At 67.9% G+C, this 22,446-nt stretch carries 22 protein-coding genes and 1 tRNA gene; 5 read left to right on the top strand and 18 right to left on the bottom strand.

What is annotated here, in order from left to right; genetic code table 11:
• Positions 1–108: 108 nt before the first annotated feature.
• Together ACHMXA_RS28800 and ACHMXA_RS28795 are read left to right on the top strand one after the other, a co-directional pair.
• Positions 109–753 (top strand): Yip1 family protein, encoded by a 645-nt coding sequence (locus ACHMXA_RS28800; protein ID WP_395317301.1) that lies wholly within the window; start codon positions 109–111, stop codon positions 751–753.
• Between the two features lie 31 nt (positions 754–784).
• On the top strand, positions 785–1,483 hold the full coding sequence (locus ACHMXA_RS28795) for a histidine phosphatase family protein (protein WP_395317300.1): 699 nt from the start codon (positions 785–787) through the stop codon (positions 1,481–1,483).
• A gap of 19 nt (positions 1,484–1,502) precedes the next feature.
• Here ACHMXA_RS28795 and ACHMXA_RS28790 read toward each other — a convergent pair whose 3' ends face one another.
• From ACHMXA_RS28790 to ACHMXA_RS28780, 3 genes are all read right to left on the bottom strand, one after another.
• The gene (locus ACHMXA_RS28790) at positions 1,503–3,098 is read right to left on the bottom strand and encodes an amidohydrolase family protein (protein WP_395317299.1); all 1,596 of its coding nucleotides are present in this window, start codon (positions 3,096–3,098) and stop codon (positions 1,503–1,505) included.
• Between the two features lie 144 nt (positions 3,099–3,242).
• Positions 3,243–4,613: a tetratricopeptide repeat protein gene (locus tag ACHMXA_RS28785; RefSeq protein WP_395317298.1), complete on the bottom strand. Its 1,371-nt coding sequence runs from the start codon at positions 4,611–4,613 to the stop codon at positions 3,243–3,245.
• A gap of 197 nt (positions 4,614–4,810) precedes the next feature.
• Positions 4,811–5,209, bottom strand: a complete 399-nt coding sequence (locus tag ACHMXA_RS28780; protein WP_395317297.1) for a 4-oxalocrotonate tautomerase family protein — start codon at positions 5,207–5,209, stop codon at positions 4,811–4,813.
• Between the two features lie 112 nt (positions 5,210–5,321).
• Here ACHMXA_RS28780 and ACHMXA_RS28775 point away from each other — a divergent pair, with 112 nt between their 5' ends.
• Positions 5,322–6,182 carry a LysR substrate-binding domain-containing protein gene (locus tag ACHMXA_RS28775; RefSeq protein WP_395317296.1) on the top strand — a complete coding sequence of 287 codons (861 nt, stop codon included), beginning with the start codon at positions 5,322–5,324 and terminating at the stop codon, positions 6,180–6,182.
• Positions 6,183–6,222: 40 nt separating this feature from the next.
• Complete coding sequence (locus ACHMXA_RS28770) at positions 6,223–6,849, top strand: YitT family protein (RefSeq protein ID WP_395317295.1); 627 nt, start codon at positions 6,223–6,225, stop codon at positions 6,847–6,849.
• Between the two features lie 9 nt (positions 6,850–6,858).
• Here ACHMXA_RS28770 and ACHMXA_RS28765 read toward each other — a convergent pair whose 3' ends face one another.
• The 7 genes from ACHMXA_RS28765 to ACHMXA_RS28735 all read right to left on the bottom strand — a co-directional run bounded on the left by ACHMXA_RS28765 (position 6,859) and on the right by ACHMXA_RS28735 (position 15,435).
• A complete protein-coding gene (locus tag ACHMXA_RS28765; protein ID WP_395317294.1) occupies positions 6,859–8,271 on the bottom strand; it encodes an amidase in 1,413 nt (470 codons plus the stop codon).
• A gap of 168 nt (positions 8,272–8,439) precedes the next feature.
• Positions 8,440–9,927, bottom strand: coding sequence for an ABC transporter substrate-binding protein (locus tag ACHMXA_RS28760; RefSeq protein ID WP_395317293.1), 1,488 nt, complete (start codon positions 9,925–9,927; stop codon positions 8,440–8,442).
• A 237-nt stretch (positions 9,928–10,164) separates the two neighbouring features.
• Positions 10,165–11,658, bottom strand: coding sequence for an ABC transporter substrate-binding protein (locus ACHMXA_RS28755; RefSeq protein ID WP_395317292.1), 1,494 nt, complete (start codon positions 11,656–11,658; stop codon positions 10,165–10,167).
• 120 nt (positions 11,659–11,778) lie between these two features.
• On the bottom strand, positions 11,779–12,612 hold the full coding sequence (locus tag ACHMXA_RS28750; RefSeq protein ID WP_395317291.1) for an ATP-binding cassette domain-containing protein: 834 nt from the start codon (positions 12,610–12,612) through the stop codon (positions 11,779–11,781).
• Positions 12,609–13,598, bottom strand: a complete 990-nt coding sequence (locus ACHMXA_RS28745; RefSeq protein WP_395317290.1) for an ABC transporter ATP-binding protein — start codon at positions 13,596–13,598, stop codon at positions 12,609–12,611. The genes ACHMXA_RS28750 and ACHMXA_RS28745 overlap by 4 nt, the downstream gene beginning before the upstream one ends.
• Positions 13,599–13,612: 14 nt before the next feature.
• Positions 13,613–14,488, bottom strand: coding sequence for an ABC transporter permease (locus ACHMXA_RS28740; protein ID WP_395317289.1), 876 nt, complete (start codon positions 14,486–14,488; stop codon positions 13,613–13,615).
• Positions 14,485–15,435, bottom strand: a complete 951-nt coding sequence (locus tag ACHMXA_RS28735) for an ABC transporter permease (protein WP_132754111.1) — start codon at positions 15,433–15,435, stop codon at positions 14,485–14,487. The genes ACHMXA_RS28740 and ACHMXA_RS28735 overlap by 4 nt, the downstream gene beginning before the upstream one ends.
• Positions 15,436–15,539: 104 nt before the next feature.
• On the opposite strand from ACHMXA_RS28735, the gene ACHMXA_RS28730 reads away from it, so the two are divergent.
• A complete protein-coding gene (locus ACHMXA_RS28730) occupies positions 15,540–15,827 on the top strand; it encodes a YfhL family 4Fe-4S dicluster ferredoxin (RefSeq protein WP_395317288.1) in 288 nt (95 codons plus the stop codon).
• On the opposite strand, the gene ACHMXA_RS28725 is transcribed toward ACHMXA_RS28730, so the two are convergent.
• The 8 genes from ACHMXA_RS28725 to ACHMXA_RS28690 form a co-directional block, all read right to left on the bottom strand.
• Positions 15,824–16,312, bottom strand: coding sequence for a hypothetical protein (locus tag ACHMXA_RS28725; RefSeq protein ID WP_395317287.1), 489 nt, complete (start codon positions 16,310–16,312; stop codon positions 15,824–15,826). The genes ACHMXA_RS28730 and ACHMXA_RS28725 overlap by 4 nt on opposite strands.
• 35 nt (positions 16,313–16,347) lie before the next feature.
• On the bottom strand, positions 16,348–16,983 hold the full coding sequence (pth, locus tag ACHMXA_RS28720; protein ID WP_176663269.1) for an aminoacyl-tRNA hydrolase: 636 nt from the start codon (positions 16,981–16,983) through the stop codon (positions 16,348–16,350).
• An 86-nt stretch (positions 16,984–17,069) separates the two neighbouring features.
• Positions 17,070–17,750: a 50S ribosomal protein L25/general stress protein Ctc gene (locus ACHMXA_RS28715; RefSeq protein ID WP_176663268.1), complete on the bottom strand. Its 681-nt coding sequence runs from the start codon at positions 17,748–17,750 to the stop codon at positions 17,070–17,072.
• Between the two features lie 83 nt (positions 17,751–17,833).
• Positions 17,834–18,808 carry a ribose-phosphate pyrophosphokinase gene (locus tag ACHMXA_RS28710; protein ID WP_081269883.1) on the bottom strand — a complete coding sequence of 325 codons (975 nt, stop codon included), beginning with the start codon at positions 18,806–18,808 and terminating at the stop codon, positions 17,834–17,836.
• Between the two features lie 138 nt (positions 18,809–18,946).
• Positions 18,947–19,023 (bottom strand) — tRNA-Gln (locus ACHMXA_RS28705).
• Between the two features lie 70 nt (positions 19,024–19,093).
• Positions 19,094–19,975: a 4-(cytidine 5'-diphospho)-2-C-methyl-D-erythritol kinase gene (ispE, locus tag ACHMXA_RS28700; protein ID WP_395317286.1), complete on the bottom strand. Its 882-nt coding sequence runs from the start codon at positions 19,973–19,975 to the stop codon at positions 19,094–19,096.
• Positions 19,972–20,508: a lipoprotein insertase outer membrane protein LolB gene (locus ACHMXA_RS28695; protein ID WP_395317285.1), complete on the bottom strand. Its 537-nt coding sequence runs from the start codon at positions 20,506–20,508 to the stop codon at positions 19,972–19,974. The genes ispE and ACHMXA_RS28695 overlap by 4 nt, the downstream gene beginning before the upstream one ends.
• A 1-nt stretch (position 20,509) precedes the next feature.
• Positions 20,510–22,369, bottom strand: a complete 1,860-nt coding sequence (locus tag ACHMXA_RS28690) for a tetratricopeptide repeat protein (RefSeq protein WP_395317284.1) — start codon at positions 22,367–22,369, stop codon at positions 20,510–20,512.
• Positions 22,370–22,446: the final 77 nt, after the last annotated feature.

The following is a 22,446-nucleotide window of genomic DNA, read 5'->3' as shown; positions in this document are numbered from 1 at the left end:
GATTGCCGCCCGCGGCGCAGCGGCATAGGTCGCGGCATAGGCCTCATGGCCAGCAGCCATCGCGCGCGTGCCTCGGCACACTCGCAGGCAATGCAGAGGAACCCCGCAATGAATCTTGTCGAACGAGTCCAAGCCATCCTGCTCAAGCCGAAGGCCACCTGGCCCGAGATCGACGCAGAGCCGGCCGATGCCGCATCGCTCTACAAGAACTACGTGATGATCCTCGCGCTGATCCCGGCGCTGGCCAGCTTCATCGGCCTGTCGCTGATCGGCATCGGCGCCTTCGGCGTGAGCTTTCGCGTGCCGCTGGCGTCGGGGCTCGCGAACATGGTCGTGGGCTACGTGCTGTCGCTGGTGATGGTGTTCGTGCTCGCGCTCATCATCGACGCGATGGCGCCCACCTTCGAGGGCACGAAGAGCCAGATCGGCGCGCTCAAGCTCTCGGCCTATGCGAGCACGGCCGCCTTCGTGGGCGGCGTCTTCAGCCTGCTGCCTTCGCTGTCGGTGCTGGGCGCGCTGGCGGCCCTCTACGGCATCTACCTGCTCTACACCGGCCTGCCGGTGCTCATGAAATGCCCGCCCGACAAGGCCATTGCGTACACCGCCGTGGTGGTGGTTTGTGCCATCGTCGGCGGCGTGGTGATCGCCTGGGTGCTGGCGCTGCTCACGCCGTCGCCGATGCGACTCGGCGCGGCGCCCGTGGCCGACACCGTGGTGGCGGTGCTGCAACAGGCGGCGCGGGCGAATACCTGAGCGTCATGCGCACGGTGGAAAATGGGCGGCAATGCCAACGCCCAAGCCCGAAACCACCACCGACCTGATCCTCATCCGCCACGGCGAGACCGCCTGGAACCGCGAGCTCCGCTTCCAGGGGCATGCCGACGTTCCGCTCAACGACATCGGCCACGAGCAGGCTCGCCGCATCGGACTGAGGCTGGCCAGCGAGACGGCGGTGCAGCACATCATCAGCAGCGACCTCATGCGCGCGCAGCAGACGGCGGCGCCCGGGGCGCAGCAGCTGTCGCTGCCGGTGGTCACCTCGGCGGCGCTGCGCGAGCAGTTCTTCGGCGTGGTCGAGGGCATGCGCTCCGAGGAGATCCAGAGCCTGCATCCGCGTGCCTGGGAAGAGTGGCTGGAGTTCCGCGAGGACCACGCCATGCCCGAGGGCGAGACGGCGCGCGAGTTCCACGCGCGCATCATCGCGGCGCTGGGCGGCATCGCCTCGGAACACCGGGGCCGGCACCTGATCGTCGTCACCCACGGAGGCGTGCTCGACATGGTGTGGCGCACCGCCAAAGGCCTGAGCCTGAGCGGCCCGCGCCGCAGCGACATTCCCAACGCGGGCTTCAACCGCATCCGCATCGCCGATCCCTCGCGGCCCGACGACATCGAGATCGTCGAATGGGCCGACACGCGCCATCTGGCCGACCTGCCGCCGCAGCCGACCTACGACCAGACGCGGCACCTGAAGAACAAGGGCTGAGCAAGCCCCTATTCCCTGCTCAGCCGCAGCTGCCGGCCTTCGGCGTGCGCAGCAGCGGCTGGCCGGCGCCCACGCCCGTGGGCTTGCCGCCGTCGACCGCCAGCTGGCCGTTCACCAGCACCGTGCTCACGCCTTCCGACAGCAGTGTCGGCTGTGTGTAGGTGGCCCTGGCGGCATAGCGGGCCGGGTCGAACACCACCACGTCGGCGTAGTAGCCCGGGCGCAGGTGGCCGCGCTGCTTCAGCCCCAGCGTGTCGGCAGTGAGCGACGAGCTGCTGCGGATGAACTGCGCCAGCGAGATCGTGTGCTCCTTCACCACGTACTGGTCGTACTTGCGCGCGAAGGTGCCGTAGGCGCGCGGATGGCCCAGCGACGAATCCGACGAGGTCATGACCCACGGCCGCCTCATGAAGGCGCGCACGTCGTCGTCGCTCTGGTTGAAGGAGGCGATCATCAGGTCGCCGTCGCGCAGCACCGCGATGGCGGCGTCCACCGGATCGGCGTTCGATGCCTTGGCCACATCGGCCAGCGTCTTGCCCACGTACTTCGTGCTGCCGGCCGAGAACAGGATGGCCTCGGGGCCGCCGCGCAGCCGCAGGTTCTCGCGCATGTCCTTGCGCAGGCGCTCCTGCTGCGAGGCGTCGTCGAAGCGCTGCAGCGTCGCGGCGCGGCCGCCTTCGTTGGCCCAGGGCGGCAGCAGCGCGGCCGAGAAGCGGGTGCTCGACGCGGTCCACGGATAGTGGTCGGCCGTGATGTCCAGCCCGCCCGCGCGCTCCTTCTCGATGCGCCTGATGATGTCGCCGCTCTGGCCCTGCACGTCGACGCCCAGCGCCTTGATGTGCGCCACGTGCACCGGAAGCTTCGCCTCGTGGCCGATGCGGATCACCTCGTCGATGGAACCCTTCAGGCCGATGTTGTACATGGACTCGTCGCGGATGTGGCTGTCGTAGAGGCCGCCGTGCCGCGCCGCCACCTTCGCGAGCTCGATGACCTCCTCGGTCTTCGAGAAGTTCTGCGGCGTGTAGAAGAGGCCGGTGGAAAGGCCCAGCGCGCCCTCGCACATGCCCTGGCTCACGCGCTTCTTCATCGCCTCCAGCTGCTTGGGCGTCGGCGCGCGGTTGGCCTCGCCCAGCTCGCTCATGCGCACCGGGCCGAAGCCCACGTACATGGCCACGTTGGTGCCCACCGGCGCGGCGCGCAGCTTCTGCGCCTGCGCCGCGATGTCGAAGCCGCCGAAGCCGTCGTTGCCGATCACCGCGGTGGTCACGCCCTGCGTGATGAAGGGGATGTTCAGCCGTTTCTTCGGGTCGCTGGAATGCAGGTCGACGTCGGCATGCGTGTGCGCGTCGATGAAACCCGGCGCCACAACCATGCCCGTGGCGTCGATGACGCGCTTCGCGGTGAACTGTGCCGGCACCGCCTTGCCCGCGAACACGATGCGGTCGCCCGCGATGCCGACGTCGCCCACCACCGGCGTGTCCGAATCGCCGGTGAAGACCGTGCCGCCGCGCAGCAGCAGGTCGAGCGCGACCGGGGCGCCATCGGCGGCATGGAGAACGGGAGCGAAGGGCGCGAGGGCCGAGAGAACGGCCAGTGTGGCGAAGGACTTGTGCATGGAAGGCCCGGCCCGCGAAGGGCGTGTTGTCTGCATGAATTGGAGCGGCCAGTCTAGGAGCCGCTCGCACGCTGTCGCCAATTCCTTTTGCACCATGTCCCATGACCTGAAGGCATGGGCTGCCGGTCGCATGCACCGGCCTGTTCAGGCGAGGCCGGTGGTGCCTCCGGCCAGCTGCCCGAGGCCGAGCCGGGCATACACGCCAGCCGTCTGCCGGCGCAGGCGCAGCGACTCGGGCTGGCCGTTGAGCTGCTGCTGCAGGATGCCCTGCGCCGCCGACAGCGAAGCCTGCGTGCCGCTGCGCACCAGCGCGTCGAGATACACCTGCTCGAACAGGTCGCGCTGCGCATGGCTGCCGCCGATCTCGATCATGCGCGGCAGGGCGGTGCCCAGCCCTTCGATGGCCCCTGCGAAATCGCCGCGCGCATGCGCCACCAGCCCGTGCGCCGCCGGCACGCACACACGCTGCCATGCCGCGCGCGTCGATGCCGGCGCGTGGGGCGCGAAGGCCACGATGTTGCGCAGCAGCACATCGGCCTCGGGGCGGCCGGCGCGCGCCAGGCCGTAGAGGTACTGCAGGTCGAGGAAAGGCAGCACGTGGTCGGCCTGCCGCTGGCGCAGGTGGTCGGCCACGTCCTCCCATCGCCGGCCCACGTCGATGCCCGAGAGCTCCAGCCGCGCGAGCAGAGAGACGGCGCCGATCTGGTCCTGCGAGTAGTCCTTCACCACGCCCCAGGCATGCTCGTCGTACACCGCAAGCGCCTCGGCGTCGCGGCCCAGGTCGATGAGGAACAGCGCCATGTGCCACCAGTTGTGCGTGACCATGAACGAGTTGAGGCCGATCCAGGTGTCGCTCACGCTCTCCATGAACGCCAGCCCCTCCGAGAGCCGGCCCTCGGTGAGCATCACGTGCGCCAGCGCATGGTGCGCCCACGGCTCCTTGCGGCACATGGCGATGGCGCAGCGCGCGCTCGCCTCGGCTTCGCGCATCAGGTGGCACTGCTCGTAGCCGAAGGCCGCCATGCCGTGCACATAGGGCACGTCGGCCGCATGCGGCAGCACCGCCAGCGCGAGCTTCAGCATTCCGGGGCAGTCGCCGGTGTTGAAGCAGTGGTACTGGCCGAGCTTGACCGACACCAGGTCGCGCGGATGCTCGCGGGCCTGCTCGGCATGCAGCGCGATCGCGCGGGCGATGTCGCCCCCGGCCCAGGCTTCGATGGCCGCGATGTAGCGCTGCTCGCGTGGCGTCGCCCGCGCTGCGCCAGCGCGGGCCTTCTCAAGGAAGGGCCGCGCGTTGGCCGCGGCTTCCCGCGATTCGGCGAACAGGTGCAGCGTGGCGCAGTAGGCCTGCACGATGGGGCTCGCGTCGGCATCGGCCACTGCGAGCAGGTTGACCGCGCGGGCCTCGCTGGAGATGAAGCCCATGACGAAGTCGTCGACCAGCGGCAGGCTGGCGGCATCGTCGAGGGTGAGCGGGTTGCCGAGGCTGTCGGCGAGGGAATTTGCGGATGGCATGACGGCATGGTGCCATGCCCCGGAATGCTTCAGCGCCGCACTGTTTCTCTACCGCGCCATTGCCAGGCCCGCGACGCAGGAAGTTGCGACTGCCAAAGCCAGGAACACCGCGGAACCGGCTTTGCCGGGCCGCTGGTGTTGCCCCCGGCGAGGGGGTGGGAGAAGCGACACGAAGTGCGCGAAGCCTGGGGGTGAATCTATACGCCGGCCTGCTGGTGCCGGTACTCCTGGGTCTTGCCGCCGTAGCCGTAGGCCGCGCCGCGCGCGTCGATCACGTGGATGTACGACACCTCGTGCAGGTCGGGCCTGATCTTCGCCATGGCGGCGTGCACTTCGCGCAGGTAGCGGGCCTTCTCGGCCTTGGTGTTGGTCTCGTCGGTGATGCTGATGTCGAGGTGGAAGGCCGACTTGCCCAGCGAGGCCAGCGACTCGCCGCCGATGAACCAGGCGTCGGCGGCGATGTACTGCACGGTGATGGCGATCACCGGCAGCTGCTTGCCGAGCACGCTCTGCGTGAGCTCGGCGACGGCATCGACGGTCTTGCGGGTGAGGTCGGCGTCGGGTTGGCCGGAGAGGTGGACGACGATGTGGGGCATGGCGGACTCCTTGGATGAACGGGTTGTCGATGGGGTGATTGTGGGAATCGGCAGGAAATTGGAAAAGCGGGAAGATATGATTCTTTCCATCGGATAAACGGATGGATGAACCATGCAGGGATTCGACCTGGAGCAATTGCGCACGCTGGCGGCCGTCGTCGACGCGGGCAGCCTCACCGCGGCCGCGCCGCGCGTCTTCCTCTCGCAGTCGTCGGTGAGCGAGCAGATCCGCAAGCTGGAAGAGCGCGCGGGGCAGTCGCTGCTCACGCGCAGCAAGGCCGGCGCTACGCCCACCGAGGCGGGCGTGCGGCTGCTGGGCTATGCGCGGCGCATCCTGGCGCTGAGCGACGAGGCCTTCCGCGACCTGCACGGCGAGACGCTGCAGGGCGAGCTGAGGCTCGCCGTCACCGACTATTTCCGGCCCGGCGACCTGACCCGGCTCCTGGGGCGGCTCGGCGAGAGCTATCCGCAGGTGCGGCTGCACGTCACCATCCTGAAGAGCGACGACCTGCGCGCCGCCTATGCGCGTGGCGACTTCGACGTGGCGGTGGCAATGAACATCGCCGGTGTTTCCGCCGCGCAGTCACGGGCGTCGGTGATCCGGCGCGAATCGCTGGTGTGGCTGGGCGCGGCCGGCATGCGGCTGGTGCGCGGCGAGCCGGTGCGCCTGCTGGCGCTGCCCGACACCTGTTCGCTGCACCAGTTCACGGTGGCGCTGCTGCGGCGCAGGCGCGTGCCCTATGCGCTGGCGCATGTGGCGTCGGGCGTGGCGGGGCTGCAGTCGGCGCTGGCGGCGGGGCTGGGCGTGGCCTGCCTCAATGAGTCGGCGATCAGCGATGGGGTGACGCGGCTCGCCGCGCCCCACGGGCTGCCGGCGCTGCCGCGCGTCGCCTTCGAGTTCCTGCCCGGTCGCCGGGGCGAAACCGCATTCGTGACCCGGGCCCGGGAACTGCTGGCCACCCATCTGGTGTAGCCGGGCGCCGAGGTGGCGCGGGATTTGCGTCAGGACAACCATGGACGCGCCACCTCCCACCACCCCGCCAGACTGGCTACGCCATTCCCGCTTCGACGACGCCCAGGCGATCTTCTCGGGCACGCTCTTCGTCGCCATCGCGATGATGCTGTTCGGCCAGGCCGGCCTGCTCACGGGCGGTACGGCCGGCGTCGCCTTCCTGCTTCACTACGCCACGGGGCTGAGCTTCGGAAAGCTGTTCTTCCTGGTCAACCTGCCGTTCTACTGGTTCGCCTGGCGCCACATGGGCCGGGCGTTCACGCTCAAGACCTTCTCGGCCATCGCGCTGCTCTCGGTGATGACCGACCTGGCGCCGCGCTACCTGTCCATCGATTCGCTGCACCCGGCCTTCGCGGCCGTGCTCGGTGGCCTGCTGCTGGGCACCGGCTGCCTGTTCCTCGCCCGCCACCGTGCCAGCCTGGGCGGCGCGACGGTGCTCACGCTCTACCTGCAGGAAAAGCGCGGCTGGCCTGCCGGCAAGGTGCAGATCGGCATCGACTGCACGGTGGTGCTGCTCGCCCTGTGCGTGATCCCGCCGCAGCGGGTGGGTTGGTCGGTGCTGGCCGCGGTGGTGATGGGGCTCTTTCTCTGGATCAACCACAAGCCCGGTCGCTATGCGGCGACCTGAGGTGCTCTGCTAGGGGCCGGGCGGCGAAGGCCAGGGCCGCTGCGGTTCGCGGATCTGCTCGAAGGCCCGCGCCACGCGCAGCACGCCGAGATCGTCGAAGCGCTGGCCGGCGATCTGCAGCCCGATCGGCAGGCCCGACGCCGAGTACCCGCAGTTCACCGAGGCGGCCGGCTGCTCCGACATGTTGAACGGCACCGTGAAGCCGATGTGCTCCAGCGGCCGCAGCGGGTCGTTGGTGGGCGAGGGCGCCTCGGCCGCGGCCGGCATGTTGGGGGACACGGGCGAGATCACGTAGTCGAAGCGCGCGCAGGCGCTCACGGCGGCCACGCGCGTCGCATGGAACTGGCTGAAGCCGCGGAACACGTGCTCGCCGCTGAACTCCGCCGCGCTCTCGGCCCATTCGCGGATGTAGGGCAGCACCTTCGAGCGCTGGTCGGCGCGCAGGCTCTTCATGTCCACCAGCGAGCGCATGCGCCAGAAATGGTCCATGCCGTCGAGCATGGCCTGCGACATGAAGGGCTGCATCGGCTCGATGACGGCGCCGGCCTTCTCCAGCAGGCGTGCGGCCTGCTCGACCGCCGCCTGTATTTCGAACTCGACCGCCAGCCCGCAGCCCGCGTCGAGCAGCAGCCCGAAGCGCAGGCCGCGCAGATGGTCGGGCGGCACGTCGAAGCCGGCCCAATCGATGTCCTGCGGCGGCAGGGCCATGCTGTCGCGCGCATCGGGCTTGGCCAGCGCCTGCATCAGCAGTGCGGCGTCGCCCACGGTGCGCGTCATCGGCCCGGCCGCACGGCCCATGTAGGGCGGATCGATGGGAATGCGCCCCAGGCTGGGCTTGAGCGTGAAAATGCCGCACCAGCTCGCGGGCAGGCGCAGCGAGCCGCCGATGTCGGTGCCCAGGTGCAGCGGGCCGTAGCCGGCCGCTGCAGCCGCGCCGGCACCCGCGCTCGAGCCGCCAGGCGTCAGGCGCAGGTCCCACGGGTTGCGCGCCAGCGTGTGGAAGCTGGATAGCCCCGAAGACAGCATGCCGTAGTCCGGCATCGTGGTCTTGCTCACGATCACCGCGCCGGCTTCCTTCAGGCGCGCGGCCGGCGGTGCATCCGCAGCCGCGGGTTTCAGGTCGACGGCGGCGGTGCCTGCGGGCATCGGGTCGCCGCGCGTCGCGATGTTTTCCTTGATGGTGGCCGGCACGCCGTCCAGCGGCCCGCGCGCGTCGCCGCGCAGCCAGCGCGCCTCCGAAGCGCGCGCCTGTTCGAGCGCAGCCTCGGGCCTGAAGAGCCAGGTGGCCTGCAGGTGCGGCTCCCAGCGCTCCACCTGCGCGATCACGGCCTGCGTGACCTCGACCGGCGAGAGCTTGCGGTCGCGGTAGGCGGCGGCAAGCTCCTGCGCGGAAAGACTGCTCAGCAAGGCGACATCGGACATTGCTTCACTCACTTGCCTAACCGCACTTCGCGTGATTCACGGCGCACGAGTTGACCACGGTCCCTTCGTTAAACACCGTGGAACCGGCTTTGCCGGGCCACCGGTGTTGCCCCCGGTAGGGGGTTGGCGAAGCGACACGAAGTGCGCGAAGCCTGGGGGCGAGCCTCATCAACTCCACGAGAGCGCGGAGAGGTCGTTCACGAAGATCGGGTTTTCCTTCCAGATGCCCTTCACGCTCTTCTTCGCGACCGTTGGGAACTGCGGCTGGTACAGGAAGCCGTTGGCTGCGTCGGTGGCCAGCATCTTCTGCGCGTCGCCCAGCAGCTTGTTGCGCTCGGTGGCGTTGGCGGTGGTCTTGATCTTGTCGAACAGCGCGTCGAAGGCCTTCGACTGGTAGCCCCAGTAGTAGTCGGCCTTGGCGTAGTTGCCGAGGTCGAAGGGCTCCACGTGCGACACGATCGACAGGTCGTAGTCCTTGTTGCCGTAGGTGCCGCTGAGCCACTGGGCCCACTCGACGTTCTGCACCTTCACCACGATGCCGATCTTGGCCAGTTGCGCCACGATCACCTCGCCGCCCTGGCGGGCGTAGGGCGGCGGCGGCAGCGTCATCTTCAGCTCGAGCGGCGTCTTCACGCCGGCCTCGGCCAGCAGCTTCTTGGCCTTCTCGATGTCGAAGGGGTTGATGCCGGTGGTGTCGACATAGCCTGCCGCGCCCGGCACGTAGTGGCTGCCGATGGGCACGCCGAAGCCGTCGGCCGCGCCTTCGATGAAGGCCTTGCGGTCGATGGCCGCGAGGATGGCGCGGCGCACGCGCACGTCGTCCAGCGGCTTCTTCTTGTTGTTGATCGACAGGATGGTCTTGGCGCGCGAACCGGCCAGGATCACCTGGAACTGCGGGTTCATCCTGAACTGCTGCACCACGCGCGTGCCGATGCGCGGGAACACGTCGATGTCGCCCGAGAGCATGGCCGCGGCCTGCGCGGCCGTGTCGGAGATGAAGCGGAAGGTGACCTTGTTGATCTTCGCGGAGGCGGGGCTGCGGAAGCCCTCCCACTTGCTCAGCGTGATCGACGAGCCCTTGGCCCAGTTGTCGAGCTTGTAGGGGCCGGTGCCGACCGGCTTGGTGGCGTTGCCGTCGGCACTCTTGGGCTCGACGATCACGGCCGTGGCCTGGCCCAGCACGAAGGGCAGGTCGGGGTCGATCTCCTTGTTGATGATGACCACCGTGTAGTCGTCGACCACCTGCGTGCTGAGGTTGGCGAAGGTGCGCTTGTCCTTGTTGGTGCTCTTCTCGCTGCCGGCGCGGTCGAACGAGAACTTCACGGTGGCCGCGTTGAAGGGCTCGCCGTTCTGGTACTTCACGCCGCGCTTGAGCTTGAAGGTGTAGGTCTTGAGGTCGGGGGAGATCTCCCAGCTCTCGGCCAGCAGCGGGGTGACGCTGCCGTCGGAATTGATCTTGGTGAGCGTCTCGAGGATGTTGTACTGCACCACCTCGGCGATGGCGGCCGCGGCGCCGGTGGTCGGGTCCAGCCCCGGCGGCTCGAGCGCCATGCCGATCACGATGGCGTCCTTCCTGCCCTGCGCCACGGCGGCGAGCGGGCTGGCCAGTGCCACGGTGGCGCCGGCGGTGGCAAGGAGGGTGCGACGGTTCAGCATACGTGTGATCTCCGGAAAAACATGCCAGGTTCGAATGGCGGACGATTGCTGCGGCGCACGCCGTGCCCCGAAGGGAGGCGCGGCGCCGCGAAAGACACGGCACGCAGCACGAAAGATGCCACCTGCGCGACCGGCCATTTTGATGCAGCGGGCGCGCCGTCGCGCGGCCCGCGGGGCGGTTTTTACTCGGGACGTTCCCGTATGCGGGAACGCCCGGCTGGGCTCAGGCCCAGAGGATCAGGCCCAGGATAGAGACGCGATGTCGTTCACGAAGATCGGCGCGTCCTTCCACAGCCCGCGCAGGCTGCGCGCTGCCACCGTGATGAACTGCGGCTGGAACAGGAAGACGTTGGCCGCGTCCTCGGCCAGCAGCCGCTGCGCGTCGCCCAGGTAGCGCAGGCGGTCGGCGGGGCGTGCCGCGTTGCGTGCCTTCTCGAAGATCTCGTTGAACTTCGGCGACTGGTAGCCCCAGTAGTACTCCGGCTTGGTGTAGTTCACCAGGTCGAAGGGTTCGACGTGCAGGATCAGCGAGAGGTCGTAGTTCTTGTTGCCGTAGGTGCCGCTGATCCACTGCGCCCATTCGACGTTCTGGATCTTCGCGACGATGCCCACCTTGGCGAGCTGCGCGGCGATGAGCTCGCCGCCCTGGCGCGCGTAGGGCGGGGGCGGCAGCACCAGCTCCAGTTCGAGCGGGGTCTTCACGCCGGCCTCGGCCAGCAGCTTCTTCGCCTTCTCCACGTCGTAGGGGTTGATGCCGGTGGTGTCGATGTACCCCGGCGCGCCCGGCACGTAGTGGCTGCCGATGGGAATGCCCCGGCCGTCGATGGCGGCCTCGATCACCGCCTTGCGGTCGATGGCCGCCGAGATCGCGCGGCGTACGCGCACGTCGTCCAGCGGCTTGCGCCTGTTGTTGATGGCAAGGATGGTCTTGCCGCGCGAGGCGTTGAACACCACCTGGAAGCGCTTGTCGTTCTGGAACTGCGGCAGGCTGCGCGACACCGATGCGTGCGGGAACAGGTCGATGTCGCCCGAGAGCAGCGCCGTGGTCTGCGCGGCCGGTTCCGAGATGAAGCGGAAGCTGGCCTTGCGGATCTGCACCGTGTCGGCGCCGCGCCAGCCGTCCCACTTGGCGAGCACGATGCTCGAGCCCTTGGACCAGTTGTCGAGCCTGTAGGGGCCGGTGCCGACGGGTTTGGTGGCATTGGTCTCCACCGTCTTGGGTTCGACGATGATGGCCGAGGCCTGCCCGAGCAGGAACAGCAGGTCGGGCTCGATCTCCTTGGTGATCAGCACCACCGTGTGATCGTCGACCACCTGCGTCGCGATGTTGGTGAAGGTACGCTTGTCCTTGTTGGTGCTGTTGGCCGCGGCCGCGCGGTCGAACGAGAACTTCACGCTCTGCGCGTTGAAGGGCTCGCCGTTCTGGAACTTCACGCCGCGCCGCAGCTTGAAGGTGAGCGTCTTCAGGTCGGGCGAGACTTCCCAGCTCTCGGCCAGCAGCGGCGTGACGCTGCCGTCGGAGTTGATCTTGGTGAGGGTCTCGAAGACGGTGTAGAGCACCACTTCTGCAATCTCCGCGCCGGCCTTGGCCGTGGGGTCGAGGCCCGTGGGCTCCAGCGTGAGGCCGATGACCAGCGCATCCTTTCTCTTCTGCGCCAGCGCGAGCGTCGGCAGGGCCAGCGGTGTCAGGGCTGCGGCGCCGGTGGCGAGCAGGGTGCGTCGTTTGAGCATGAAGCGGTGTCCTCGAAACAGGGGGCAGGCATCATCCGCGACGGCGCGCACGTGCGCAACCAGATGCTTATGACCCACTCATCCTAAGCAGGATGGGCGACGCTTCGATGTCAGCTCAGTTCAGCCCGGCAGCAGCGTGCCGCCGGCGGGCGTTCGCGGCACCGCGTCGAGCAGCGTGCGCGTGTACTCGTGCTGTGCATGCCGGAAGAGCTCGGCGGGCGCTCCCTGCTCCACGATGAGGCCCTTGAAGACCACGCACACGTTGTCGCAGAGATGGTTGACCACCGCGAGGTCGTGGCTGATGAGCAGGTAGCTGATGCCGAACTGCTGCTGCAGGTCCTGCATGAGGTTGAGCACCTGGGCCTGCACCGACACGTCGAGCGCACTCACGGGCTCGTCGGCCACGATGAGCTTGGGGCGCGTGATGAGCGCTCGCGCGATGGCGATGCGCTGGCGCTGGCCGCCCGAGAACTCGTGCGGGTACTTGTCGAGGTCGGTGGTGCGAAGGCCCACGGCGGCGAGCGTCTCGGCGGCGCGTTCGCGCTGCTCGGCTCGCGTCGTGGCTGCGAGCGCTTCGAGCGGCTCGGCGACGATGCGCGCGACCGTCTGGCGCGGATCGAGCGATCCGTACGGGTCCTGGAACACCATCTGGAAGTCGCGCCGCGCCACGCGCAGCTCTTCCTTCGAGAGCGAATGCAGGTTGCGGCCTTCGAGCGAGACGGTGCCCGAGGTCGGCGTATCGAGCGCCATCACCAGGCGAGCGATGGTCGACTTGCCGGAGCCCGACTCGCCGACGATGCCCACGCTCTGGCCGGCCTGCACCTCGAAGCTCACGCCGTTGAGCGCCTTCACGGTCGGCGGCGGGCCGAAGAGCTTCTCGCGCGGCAGCGCGTAGTGGCGCACGAGATCGGTGACCTTCAGCAGCGGCGAAGAAGCGGTGGCGCTCGCGCTCACGGTGCGATGGCTCCTTCGGCGGCGATCTCTTCGAGGCGGATGCAGCGCACCGCATGGTCCTGCGGCAGCATCGTGGCCGGCGGCCGCGTGGTCATGCAGGCGTCGACGGTGTAGCTGCACCGTCCCGCGAAAGGGCAGCCCTTCGGCAGGTCGACCAGCTCGGGCACGCTGCCCTTGATGGTGGCGAGCCGAACGCCGCGCGGCGCGCCGATGACCGGGCGCGCGGCGAAAAGGCCCTGCGTGTACGGGTGCGCGCGCCGCGCGAACACCGCTTCGGTCGGCCCGCTCTCGACCACGCTGCCGCCGTACATCACGAGCATCTTCGACACCGTCTGCGCGATCACGCCGAGGTCGTGCGAGATCAGGATCAGCGCCATGCCGCGTTCGGCCACCAGGCTCTTGATCAGCTCCAGGATCTGCTTCTGGATGGTCACGTCGAGCGCGGTGGTCGGTTCGTCGGCGATCAGCAGGTCGGGCCCGCATGCGAGCGCCATCGCGATGCCGATGCGCTGCCGCTGGCCGCCGGAGAACTGGTGCGGATACGCATCGAGGCGCGAGGCCGCATCGGGAATGCCCACGCGCTCCAGCAGCGCGAGCACTTCCTTGCGCGCGTCGGCCTTCGAGAGCCCGCGATGAAGCCGCAACGGCTCGCCGACCTGGCGCGCAATGGTGTGCACCGGGTTCAGGGCGGTCATCGGCTCCTGGAAGATCATGCCGATGCGATTGCCCCGGATCTCGCACATCTTCTTCTCGGGCAGCCCCACGAGCTCGGTGCCGTCGAAGCGGATGCTGCCACCGACCTTCGCAGTGGAAGGCAGCAGGCCCATGAGCGACATCACCGTGATCGACTTGCCGCAGCCCGATTCGCCGACGATGCCCAGCGTCTCGCCGCGCTCCAGCGAGAACGAGATGCCGCGCACGGCCTCGGCGGGGCCGCGCTGCGTCTGCAGGCCGATGTGGAGATCCTTGACTTCGAGCAGGGGCATCTTGCTTACCTCGCCTACCTCGCGCGGGCCAGCCGCGGATCTAGCAGGTCGCGCAGGCCATCGCCCAGCAGGTTGAGGCCGAGCACCGCGAACGCGATCGCCATACCGGGAAACACCGCGAGCAGCGGCGCCTGGAACATCATCGTCTGGGCCTCGCTGAGCATGCGGCCCCATGAGGGCTGCGGCGGCTGCGTGCCGAGGCCCAGGTAGGAGAGGGCGGCCTCGGCAAGGATGGCGATGGCGAAGCGGATGGTGATCTGCACGATCAGCACCGCCGAGATGTTCGGCAGCACGTGCTGCATGGTGATCGCGAAGCTGCCCTTGCCGCAGGCGCGTGCCGCAGCCACGTACTCGCGCGACCAGATCGCATTGGCCGATGCGCGCGTGATGCGCGCGAAGGTCGGGATGTTGTAGATGCCGATCGCGATGATCGCGTTGACGATGCCCGCGCCGAACACGGCCGTCATCATGATCGCCGACAGGATCGCAGGGAAGGCCAGCGAGAAGTCGGTGAGCCGCATGATGGCTTCCTCGACCCAGCCGCGTTTCGCGGCGGCGAGCAGGCCCAGCGCCGTACCGACCACGAGCCCGATGCCGACTGCGATCACGCCCACCAGGATGGATGCGCGCGCACCCACGAGCAGCAGCGAAGCCACGTCGCGTCCGTAGGTGTCGGTGCCCAGCCAGTGCGAACCCGACGGCGGCTTCAGCTTGTTGGCCATGTCCATCTCGTAGGGCGACCATGGCGTCCAAACCAGCGAGATGGCCGCGGCCAGCAGCAGGAGCAGCGTGAGCGTGCCGCCGATGATGAAGCTGCGGTGGTGCAATGCGCGGCGCCAGAAGCCCGGCACCTTGAGCGCGGCCGCGCTGGGAGCGGTGACGGTGCTCATATGTCGCTGGCCTTGATGCGCGGGTCGATCACGGCATAGAGCACGTCGACCACGAAGTTCACGATGACCACCATTGCCGCCAGCAGCATCACGCAGTTGCGCACCACGATCAGGTCGCGGTTGCTGATGGCCTGGAAGATCAGCCGGCCCAGGCCGGGAAGATAGAACACGTTCTCCACCACGATCGTGCCGGCCAGGAGTTCCGAGAACTGCATGCCCATCACGGTGATGACCGGGATCATCGCGTTGCGCAGCACGTGCGTCCAAAGCACCATGCGCTGCGACACGCCCTTGGCGCGCGCAGTGCGCACGAAGTCCTCGCGCATCACCTCGAGCACGGCCGAGCGCGTGATGCGCGCCAGGATCGCCGCCTGCACCACCGCGAGGGACAACGCAGGCAGCAGCAGCGACTTGATCCCGGCAAATATCCCTTCGCCCCAGCCCTCGAAGCCGCCGGCGGAGAACCACTGCAGCTGCACCGAGAACACCAGGATCAGCAGGATGGCGAACCAGAAGTTCGGAATGGCGATGCCGACCTGGGCCATGCCCATGAGGCCGACGTCGCCGAGCTTGTTGTGGCGGGCCGCGGCAGTCACGCCCACCAGCAGCGCGATCACGACCGTGAAGGCCATCGCCAGCACGGCCAGGGGCACGGTCAGCGCCAAGCGTTCGAGGATCAGGTCGAGCACCGGCGAGCTGTAGGCGTAGCTGTCGCCGAGGTTGCCGGTGAGCAGGCCGCCGATCCAGTGCCAGTAGCGCGTCCAGGCGGGCTGGTCGAGGCCGAGCTTGGTGGCCAGGGCGGCGACGGCCTCGGGCGAGGCGTCGGGGCCCATGAGCATCTGCGCGGCGTTGCCAGGCAGGATCTCGAGCACGAGGAAGACGATGACCGAGGCGCCGATCAGGGTGCCGATCAGCGTGGCGAGGCGCTTGACTAGGAACAGGCTCATGGGGCGGGGCGCAGCATAACTGACTCCCGCAACAAATGTGCCGCGAATGTGGCCTTTGTCATTCACCGGCGGCCCGTCCCGCCCGAGCCGCGATAATCGAGGCTATGGCCCTCATGATCACCGACGAATGCATCAATTGCGATGTCTGCGAGCCCGAGTGCCCGAACGACGCCATCTACATGGGCGCGGAGTTCTACGAGATCGATCCCCACAAGTGCACCGAGTGTGTGGGCCATTTCGATGAACCGCAATGCGTGCAGATCTGCCCGGTGGCCTGCATTCCCGTGAACCCCGAGCACGTGGAAAGCCGCGAGACGCTGATGCAGAAGTACCAGCGTCTCACGGCGATCAAGGTGACTGCAGCGACGGCGGCAGCCTCTTCCGACGCCTAATCGGTCGACTTCCGCTTCTTTTTCTTGCGCTCCGGTGCGTCGGCGCCCGGGCCGCTGCTGAAGCTCAGGCTCGATTTCCGCGGTGCATTGGCTTCCTTGCGGGCGCGATCGCGCTCCCTCTGCTCGGCCATGGCGAGCCGCCTCTCCGCCAGGGCCGCGCTTCTTGCCTCCCGCGCGGCGCGCTGGTCGCGGTCATATGCGGCCTTTTCCAGCGACAGGCGGCTGCGCTCCATGTGGTCGGCCTGGGTTTGGGCGCTGCGGGTGCCCGCATCGGCGGCACGGCGGTCCTCGTCGCTGCGGCGGTCGTCGACTTTTACCGTCCTGCCGCCTTCGCAAGGCCGGTCGGAATAGGTGTTGCCGCATCGCCAGGTGTTCGCCCCTTGGGCGGCAGCGCCCGTCCAGCAGACGCCGATTGCTACTGAAAGGATAGCGGCCGCGGTTTTCGAAACCGTCTTTCCGTCCTTCTTTCTCTTCTTCTCGCTCATTTTTATTCTCTCCCTCCCTGCACTTCAATGGCCGGCTAGGTGGCGGCAGGCGTCGTGCCCCCTTCGCCGGGCTCCCTCCGAGGCGGTTTGGGCCGCGGCGGTTTGCTCGTGTGAATGACCAGCGTCGCCTTTTCCATCTCGCCCGCGACCAGCGCGGGAATCGCATGGAGCGTGCGAGTGATGGCGTCGTCGATCGCTTCGCGCTGTTCCTTGAGCGGCTTCTTGAGCACCCAGTTGACGACCTCCGACTTCACGCCGGGATGCCCGATGCCCAGGCGCAACCGCCAGTAGTCGCCGGTGCCCAGCTGCGCATGGATGTCGCGCAGCCCGTTGTGGCCCGCATGGCTGCCGCCGAACTTGAGCTTGACCTGGCCCGGGACCACGTCGAGCTCGTCGTGCACCACGAGGATTTCCTCCGGTGCGATCTTGAAGAAGCGCGCCAGCGCAGCCACCGACTTGCCCGACAGGTTCATGAAGGTCTGCGGCTCCAGCAGCCAGATGCTCTGGCCGCCGATGCTCGTGCGCGCGGCGAGGCCGTGGTAGCTGCGCTCGGGCACGAGGTTGAGCTTCCATTCGCGCGCAAGGGCGTCGATCCACCAGAAGCCCGCGTTATGCCGCGTGGCTTCGTACTCGGGGCCCGGGTTTCCGAGGCCGACAAACAGCTTGATCATGGTCGTGGATTATCCGGTCGCCGCAAAAGCAGAAGGCCCGCACGAGGCGGGCCTTCATCGAGAAGCAACGATCGCGAAGAAGCGGATTACTTCTTGGCGGGTGCCTTGGCAGCGGGCGTTTTGGCCGCGGCCTTGCCACCCTTGCCGGCCGGAGCGGCGGCTGCTGCGTCGGCAGCGGCTGCGCCTTCGGCGGGAGCTTCTTCTTCAGCAGCCGGGGTCACGGCCGAAGCCAGCACCGGGTTCGGCTTGCCGTGGCTGACCCACTTCACGCCGCGGGGCAGCTTGATGTCCTTCAGCGTGACGGTGCCGTTCTTCTTCAGGCCCGACAGGTCGACTTCGATGAACTCGGGCAGGTCGGTCGGCAGGCAGTTCACTTCCAGTTCGGTCGTGACGTGGTTGACCAGGTTGTGGTCGAGCTTGACGGCGTCGGACTCTTCCTCGCCCTTGAAGTGCACGGGCACCTTCAGGGTCATGCGGGTCTTGGCGTCCACGCGCTGGAAGTCGATGTGCTGAACCAGCTGGCGGAAGGGGTGGTATTGCACGTCGCGCAGCAGAACCTTGCTGACGTTGCCGCCCAGTTCCATCTCGAGAACGCTCGAGTGGAAGGCTTCCTTCTTCAGGGCGTGCCACAGCGCGTTGTGATCGATCTCGATCAGTTGCGGCTGGGTGTCGCCACCATAGACGATGCCGGGGGTCTTGCCCGAGATGCGGAGACGGCGGCTCGCACCCGTGCCCTGCTTTGCGCGCTCATAAGCGACGAATTTCATAACTAGCTCCAGTAAGAGTCCACCGCGACCAGTGCGACTCCGGTTCAAAAGGCTTCAGGGGTGAAGCCCGCTCTTTGCCCAGGTCAGAACAGGTTGTCCTGATCCGAGAACAAACTCATCACCGACTCGCCCTTGGCAATGCGCTGGATCGTTTCGGCGATCAGCGGCGCCACGGAGAGCTGGCGGATCTTTCCGCAGGCATTGGCGCCGTCGGAAAGGGGAATGGTGTTGGTCACGACCACTTCGTCGAGGGCCGAGCCCTGCGTGATGCGCTCGATGGCCGGGCCCGAGAAGATCGGGTGCGTGCAGTAGGCGTACACGCTCTTGGCGCCGCGCTCCTTCAGCACTTCGGCCGCTTTGACCAGGGTGCCGGCGGTGTCGATCATGTCGTCCATGATCACGCAGTTGCGGCCGTCGATCTCGCCGATCACGTTCATCACTTCGCTGACGTTCGCCTTCGGGCGGCGCTTGTCGATGATGGCGAGGTCGCAGTTCAGCTGCTTGGCCAGCGCACGGGCGCGGACCACGCCGCCCACGTCGGGCGAGACCACGATCAGGTCTTCGTAGTTCTTGGCGCGCAGGTCGCCCAGCAGCACCGGCGAGGCGTAGATGTTGTCGACGGGAATGTCGAAGAAGCCCTGGATCTGGTCGGCGTGCAGGTCCATGGTGAGCACGCGCTCGACGCCGACGGTTTCCAGCAGATTAGCCACCACCTTGGCCGAGATCGGCACGCGGCTGGAGCGCGGGCGGCGGTCCTGGCGGGCATAGCCGAAATAGGGGATCACGGCGCTGATGCGTTCGGCCGAGGCGCGCTTGAGCGCGTCGACCATGATCAGCAGTTCCATCAGGTTTTCGTTCGTCGGAGCGCAGGTCGACTGCACCACGAACACGTCGCGTGCGCGGACGTTCTGGTTGATCTCGACGGTGACTTCGCCGTCGGAGAAGCGGCCGACTCGGGCAGCGCCCAGCGAAGTGCCGAGGTTGTGCGCGATTTCTGCAGCAAGGCCCGGATTGGCGTTGCCGGTGAAAACCATGAAGTCAGGGTGATTAGCCTGCATGAGCGCGTCCCGGCAGTGCAAGTGGGCTTAGGAAGCCGCCAAAAGGTTCGTATGCGTGGCGGCCGGTGAGCCGCCGATTATTGCAGCGGGTGGGCTGCAAATGAAGACTGCGGCCCTCGGGCCGCAGTCGTGAAGATTTGGCAGGGGAGAAAGGATTCGAACCTTTGCATGCTGGAATCAAAATCCAGTGCCTTAACCAGCTTGGCGACTCCCCTACACGGGTCGACGGCTTTCGCCATCAACCGATATATGTCGCATCGAACCGAACGAACGGTCCGATCATCTTCATGTTGCCCATCCCAAGAGCGGATGGACTTCCAGGTTGCTGCATTGGCGAACCTGCCAGCCTTTGGGGGCTTCAAGCAGTTCCGCTTCATGCGGCGATTGCGGCAGCCTTGCGAATACCGAACTTCCGGAGCCAGTCATCCGGGCCTTCAATCCTTGGGTGCCGAGCCATTCGATGGCGTCGGTGACCGCGGGACAAAGTCGCTGGGCAACCGGCTGCAGGTCGTTGTGGCCGAAGTCGAAAACCTGGTTTCCCAAGTTTGTCGCTTCCGACGATTCGCTGTCTGCAGCAAAGCCTGAGATTATAGCAACAGGCGTAGCGCGTTGAAGGCCTGAGTCCGAAAAAATTAATCGGGTATCGAGTCCCTCGGGTGGTTTGACCACCACGAAGCGCGCGGATGGGAGTGTAACCGGTGTGATTTCCTCCCCGACGCCTTCCACCCACGCATTGCGCCCGCCAAGGAAGAAAGGGACGTCGGCACCCAGCTTCAGGCCGATGTGGGCCAGGCGAGACAGCGGCAGGTTCAGCCCCCACAGGCGGTTCAGCGCGAGCAGGCAGGTGGCGGCGTCCGACGAGCCTCCGCCCATGCCCGCCTGCGCCGGCACATGCTTGGCGACGCCTATGTGCGCGCCCTGGCCGGGCGCAGCGAACGGCTGCAAGGCACGCGCGGCGCGCAGGATCAGGTCGTCCGCGGGCAGCTCCGTCGTCAGGTCCTCGCGGCTGAGCTGGCCGTCGCGCCGCAGTTCGACGTGCAGCGTGTCGCACCAGTCGATCAGCATGAACACCGACTGCAACAGGTGATAGCCGTCGTCGCGCCGGCCGGTGATGTGAAGGAAGAGATTGAGCTTGGCCGGCGCGGGAAGGTCGTAGATCGCCTTCATGACCGCTCGAACACGATGCGCAGGTCGGCCCGCGGGCTCGGCGATTCGCGCACGGCGTTCAGCCGCCCGGCGCCGAGTTGCGCGAGGTCGGCTTTCCAGCCGGGCACGGGCTCGTTGCGGCCGGCCAGCCAGCCGAAGAGGGCGCCGACCGGAATGGCCGCGCCCGTGGCGGCCTCGATCAGCTCGTCGACTGAGTCGAACCGGCGCGTCCGGCTGCCGTCTTTCAGCAGCGCTTCGCCCGGCGCCCAATGCAACTGCGCCAGGGTGCTGCCGATGGGCGTCGTGAGCGTGAGGTCGCCGGCCTCGGCCGAGCCGCGCAGCTCGAACAGCGCGGCAAAAGTCTGCACGGGCTCGCTCTCGATGCGCAGCGACATGCGGCCGCTCCAGCTCTCCGTGCTCTTCGGCGCGCCGGGGCCGCCGGACAGCTGCGCGCAGCCGCTGGCCAGCAGGGCCGCTGCGCCACCTGCCGCCAGAAATGCGCGACGACCGTGGCGGCCGGCCTGCATCGGCGCGAGTGCTCCTGCCTGCGCCATCTCAGGGCTTCACTCGCAGGCGCTTGAGCGTTTCCTGCAGCGTCTCGTTCTCGGCGTCGCTCAGCAGGGCTTCCTTCCAGATCGTGACCGCGCGGTCCTTCTGGCCGGAAGTCCACAGGACTTCGCCGAAGTGCGCGCCGATCTCGGGATCGGGCCGTGTCTTGTAGGCGGCCTCGAGGATGCGGATGGCCTCTGCCGTGTTGCCGAGCCTGAATTCGACCCAGCCCAGGCTGTCGGCGATGAACGGGTCTTCCGGTGCCAGCTGCATCGCCTTCTGGATCAGCGTGCGAGCCTCCTCCAGCCTGATCTTGCGATCGGCCAGCGAGTAGCCCAGGGCGTTGTACGCGTTCTGGTTCTGGGGCTTGAGCTCGATGAGGCGGCGCAGCAGGCGCTCCATGTCATCGAGGCGGTTGAGCTTCTCGGCGACCATGGCCTGGTCGTAGACGAGGTCGCCGTCGTCCGGCGACGCCGCAGATGCCTGGGCGAGCATGTCGTAGGCCGCCTGGAACTGCTTCGCGTCGCGCAGCAGCTGCACTTCGGCGAGGAACTTCTGCTTCTTGTCGTCGGCCGTGCGCTCGGGCAGGCCGCGGATGATCTCGCGGGCCTGCGGAAGCTTGCCCTGGCGCGCCAGCAGCGTGGCGCGGCGGGTCTGCGCGGCCACCAGTTCGTCGGGGCCGTCGACGCGCGAGAGCCAGCGCTCGGCCGCCGCGTAGTCCTTGCGCCGCTCGGCCAGCTGCGACAGCGCGAAGTACGCCTGCGACACGCCGCGCTTGCGGTCGGCCGCATCGTCGGCATCCTTGCTGGCGCCGCTCTTCGGATTGCCCGACAGCTCGATGAAGCGCTTGATCGAAGTCTCGGCCGCGGCATCCTGCCGAGCCTGCATCTGCAGGCTGCCCAGCAGCAGCCATGGTTCCGCGAGTTCGGGGCGCGAGGTGGTCAGCGCCTGGAGCTGCGCGGAGGCGTCGCTGTAGCGCCGGTTCTCGACCAGCACGCGTGCATAGGCGACACGCAGGTCGGGCGACGCCTTCGGGTTGTTGTTCAGGAAACGGGTGACGATCGGTTCGGCCAGCGGCTGGCCGGGGTCGATCATCTCGAGCGCCAGCGCGGGGGGCGCGTCGGAGGCCGGGTCGATCTCCTGGCCCTTGCGCGCGGCTTCCAGCGCGCCGGAGGCATCACCCGCGTTGAGACGCAGCCGGCCGACGGTGGCCCAGGCCAGTCCGCCGCTGGTGGGGCTCTTCAGCTCGTCGACCAGCGCCTGCTCGACCACCGAGGCGGCCAGCTTCTTGTCGGATGCGCGCGAGTAATTGCGCGCGATCACGGCCATCAGCAGCGGGCGCTCGATCTGCGAGGTGGCCGCCACTTCGGCGCGCAGCGGCTCGACGGTTTCGCTGATGCGGTTCAGCGCGATCAGGATCTGCAGCTCGATGCGGCGTGCGTCGCGCGAATTCGGCAGGCTCTCCTGCCATGCCCGTGCTGCGGCGAGCGCCGCATCGCCGGAGCGCGACTGCAGCGCGATCTCGACCGCGCGCTGGAACAGCTTGCCGTCGCGCAGCCGGCGCGCGGCGTCGAGCACGAGCGCATAGCCGGAGCCGGGGTCGCCGGAACGGGCCGTCATTTCGCCCATCAGGATCTCGTAGAACAGGTCTGCCGTCAGTGCGGACTGCAGCGGCGCCGGCTCGGCGGCTTCCTTCGCCGCGGCCGGACGGGGCCTGGCTGCGGGCCTCGACTGCGCCGGCCGTTCGATGGCGGGAATGGGGCTGGTGGGAGCTGCCGGATCGGAAGATTGCGCTTGCACGGCGCAGGCCAGCAAGGCGAGAGACGCGGCCGCCGCAAGGCGGTGTCGGCGGGGCGAAAGATTCATCTGACCATAATAATCCAGCCTTTTGAACGAGCATCGCGTGGGGCTTCGCCGCCGCGGGCGTTTGCCGAAGATTTACC

It is taken from the genome of Variovorax sp. UC74_104 (assembly GCF_044055375.1).
Lineage (GTDB): Bacteria > Pseudomonadota > Gammaproteobacteria > Burkholderiales > Burkholderiaceae_C > Variovorax.
This window is presented reverse-complemented; position numbering and strand designations above follow the sequence as displayed.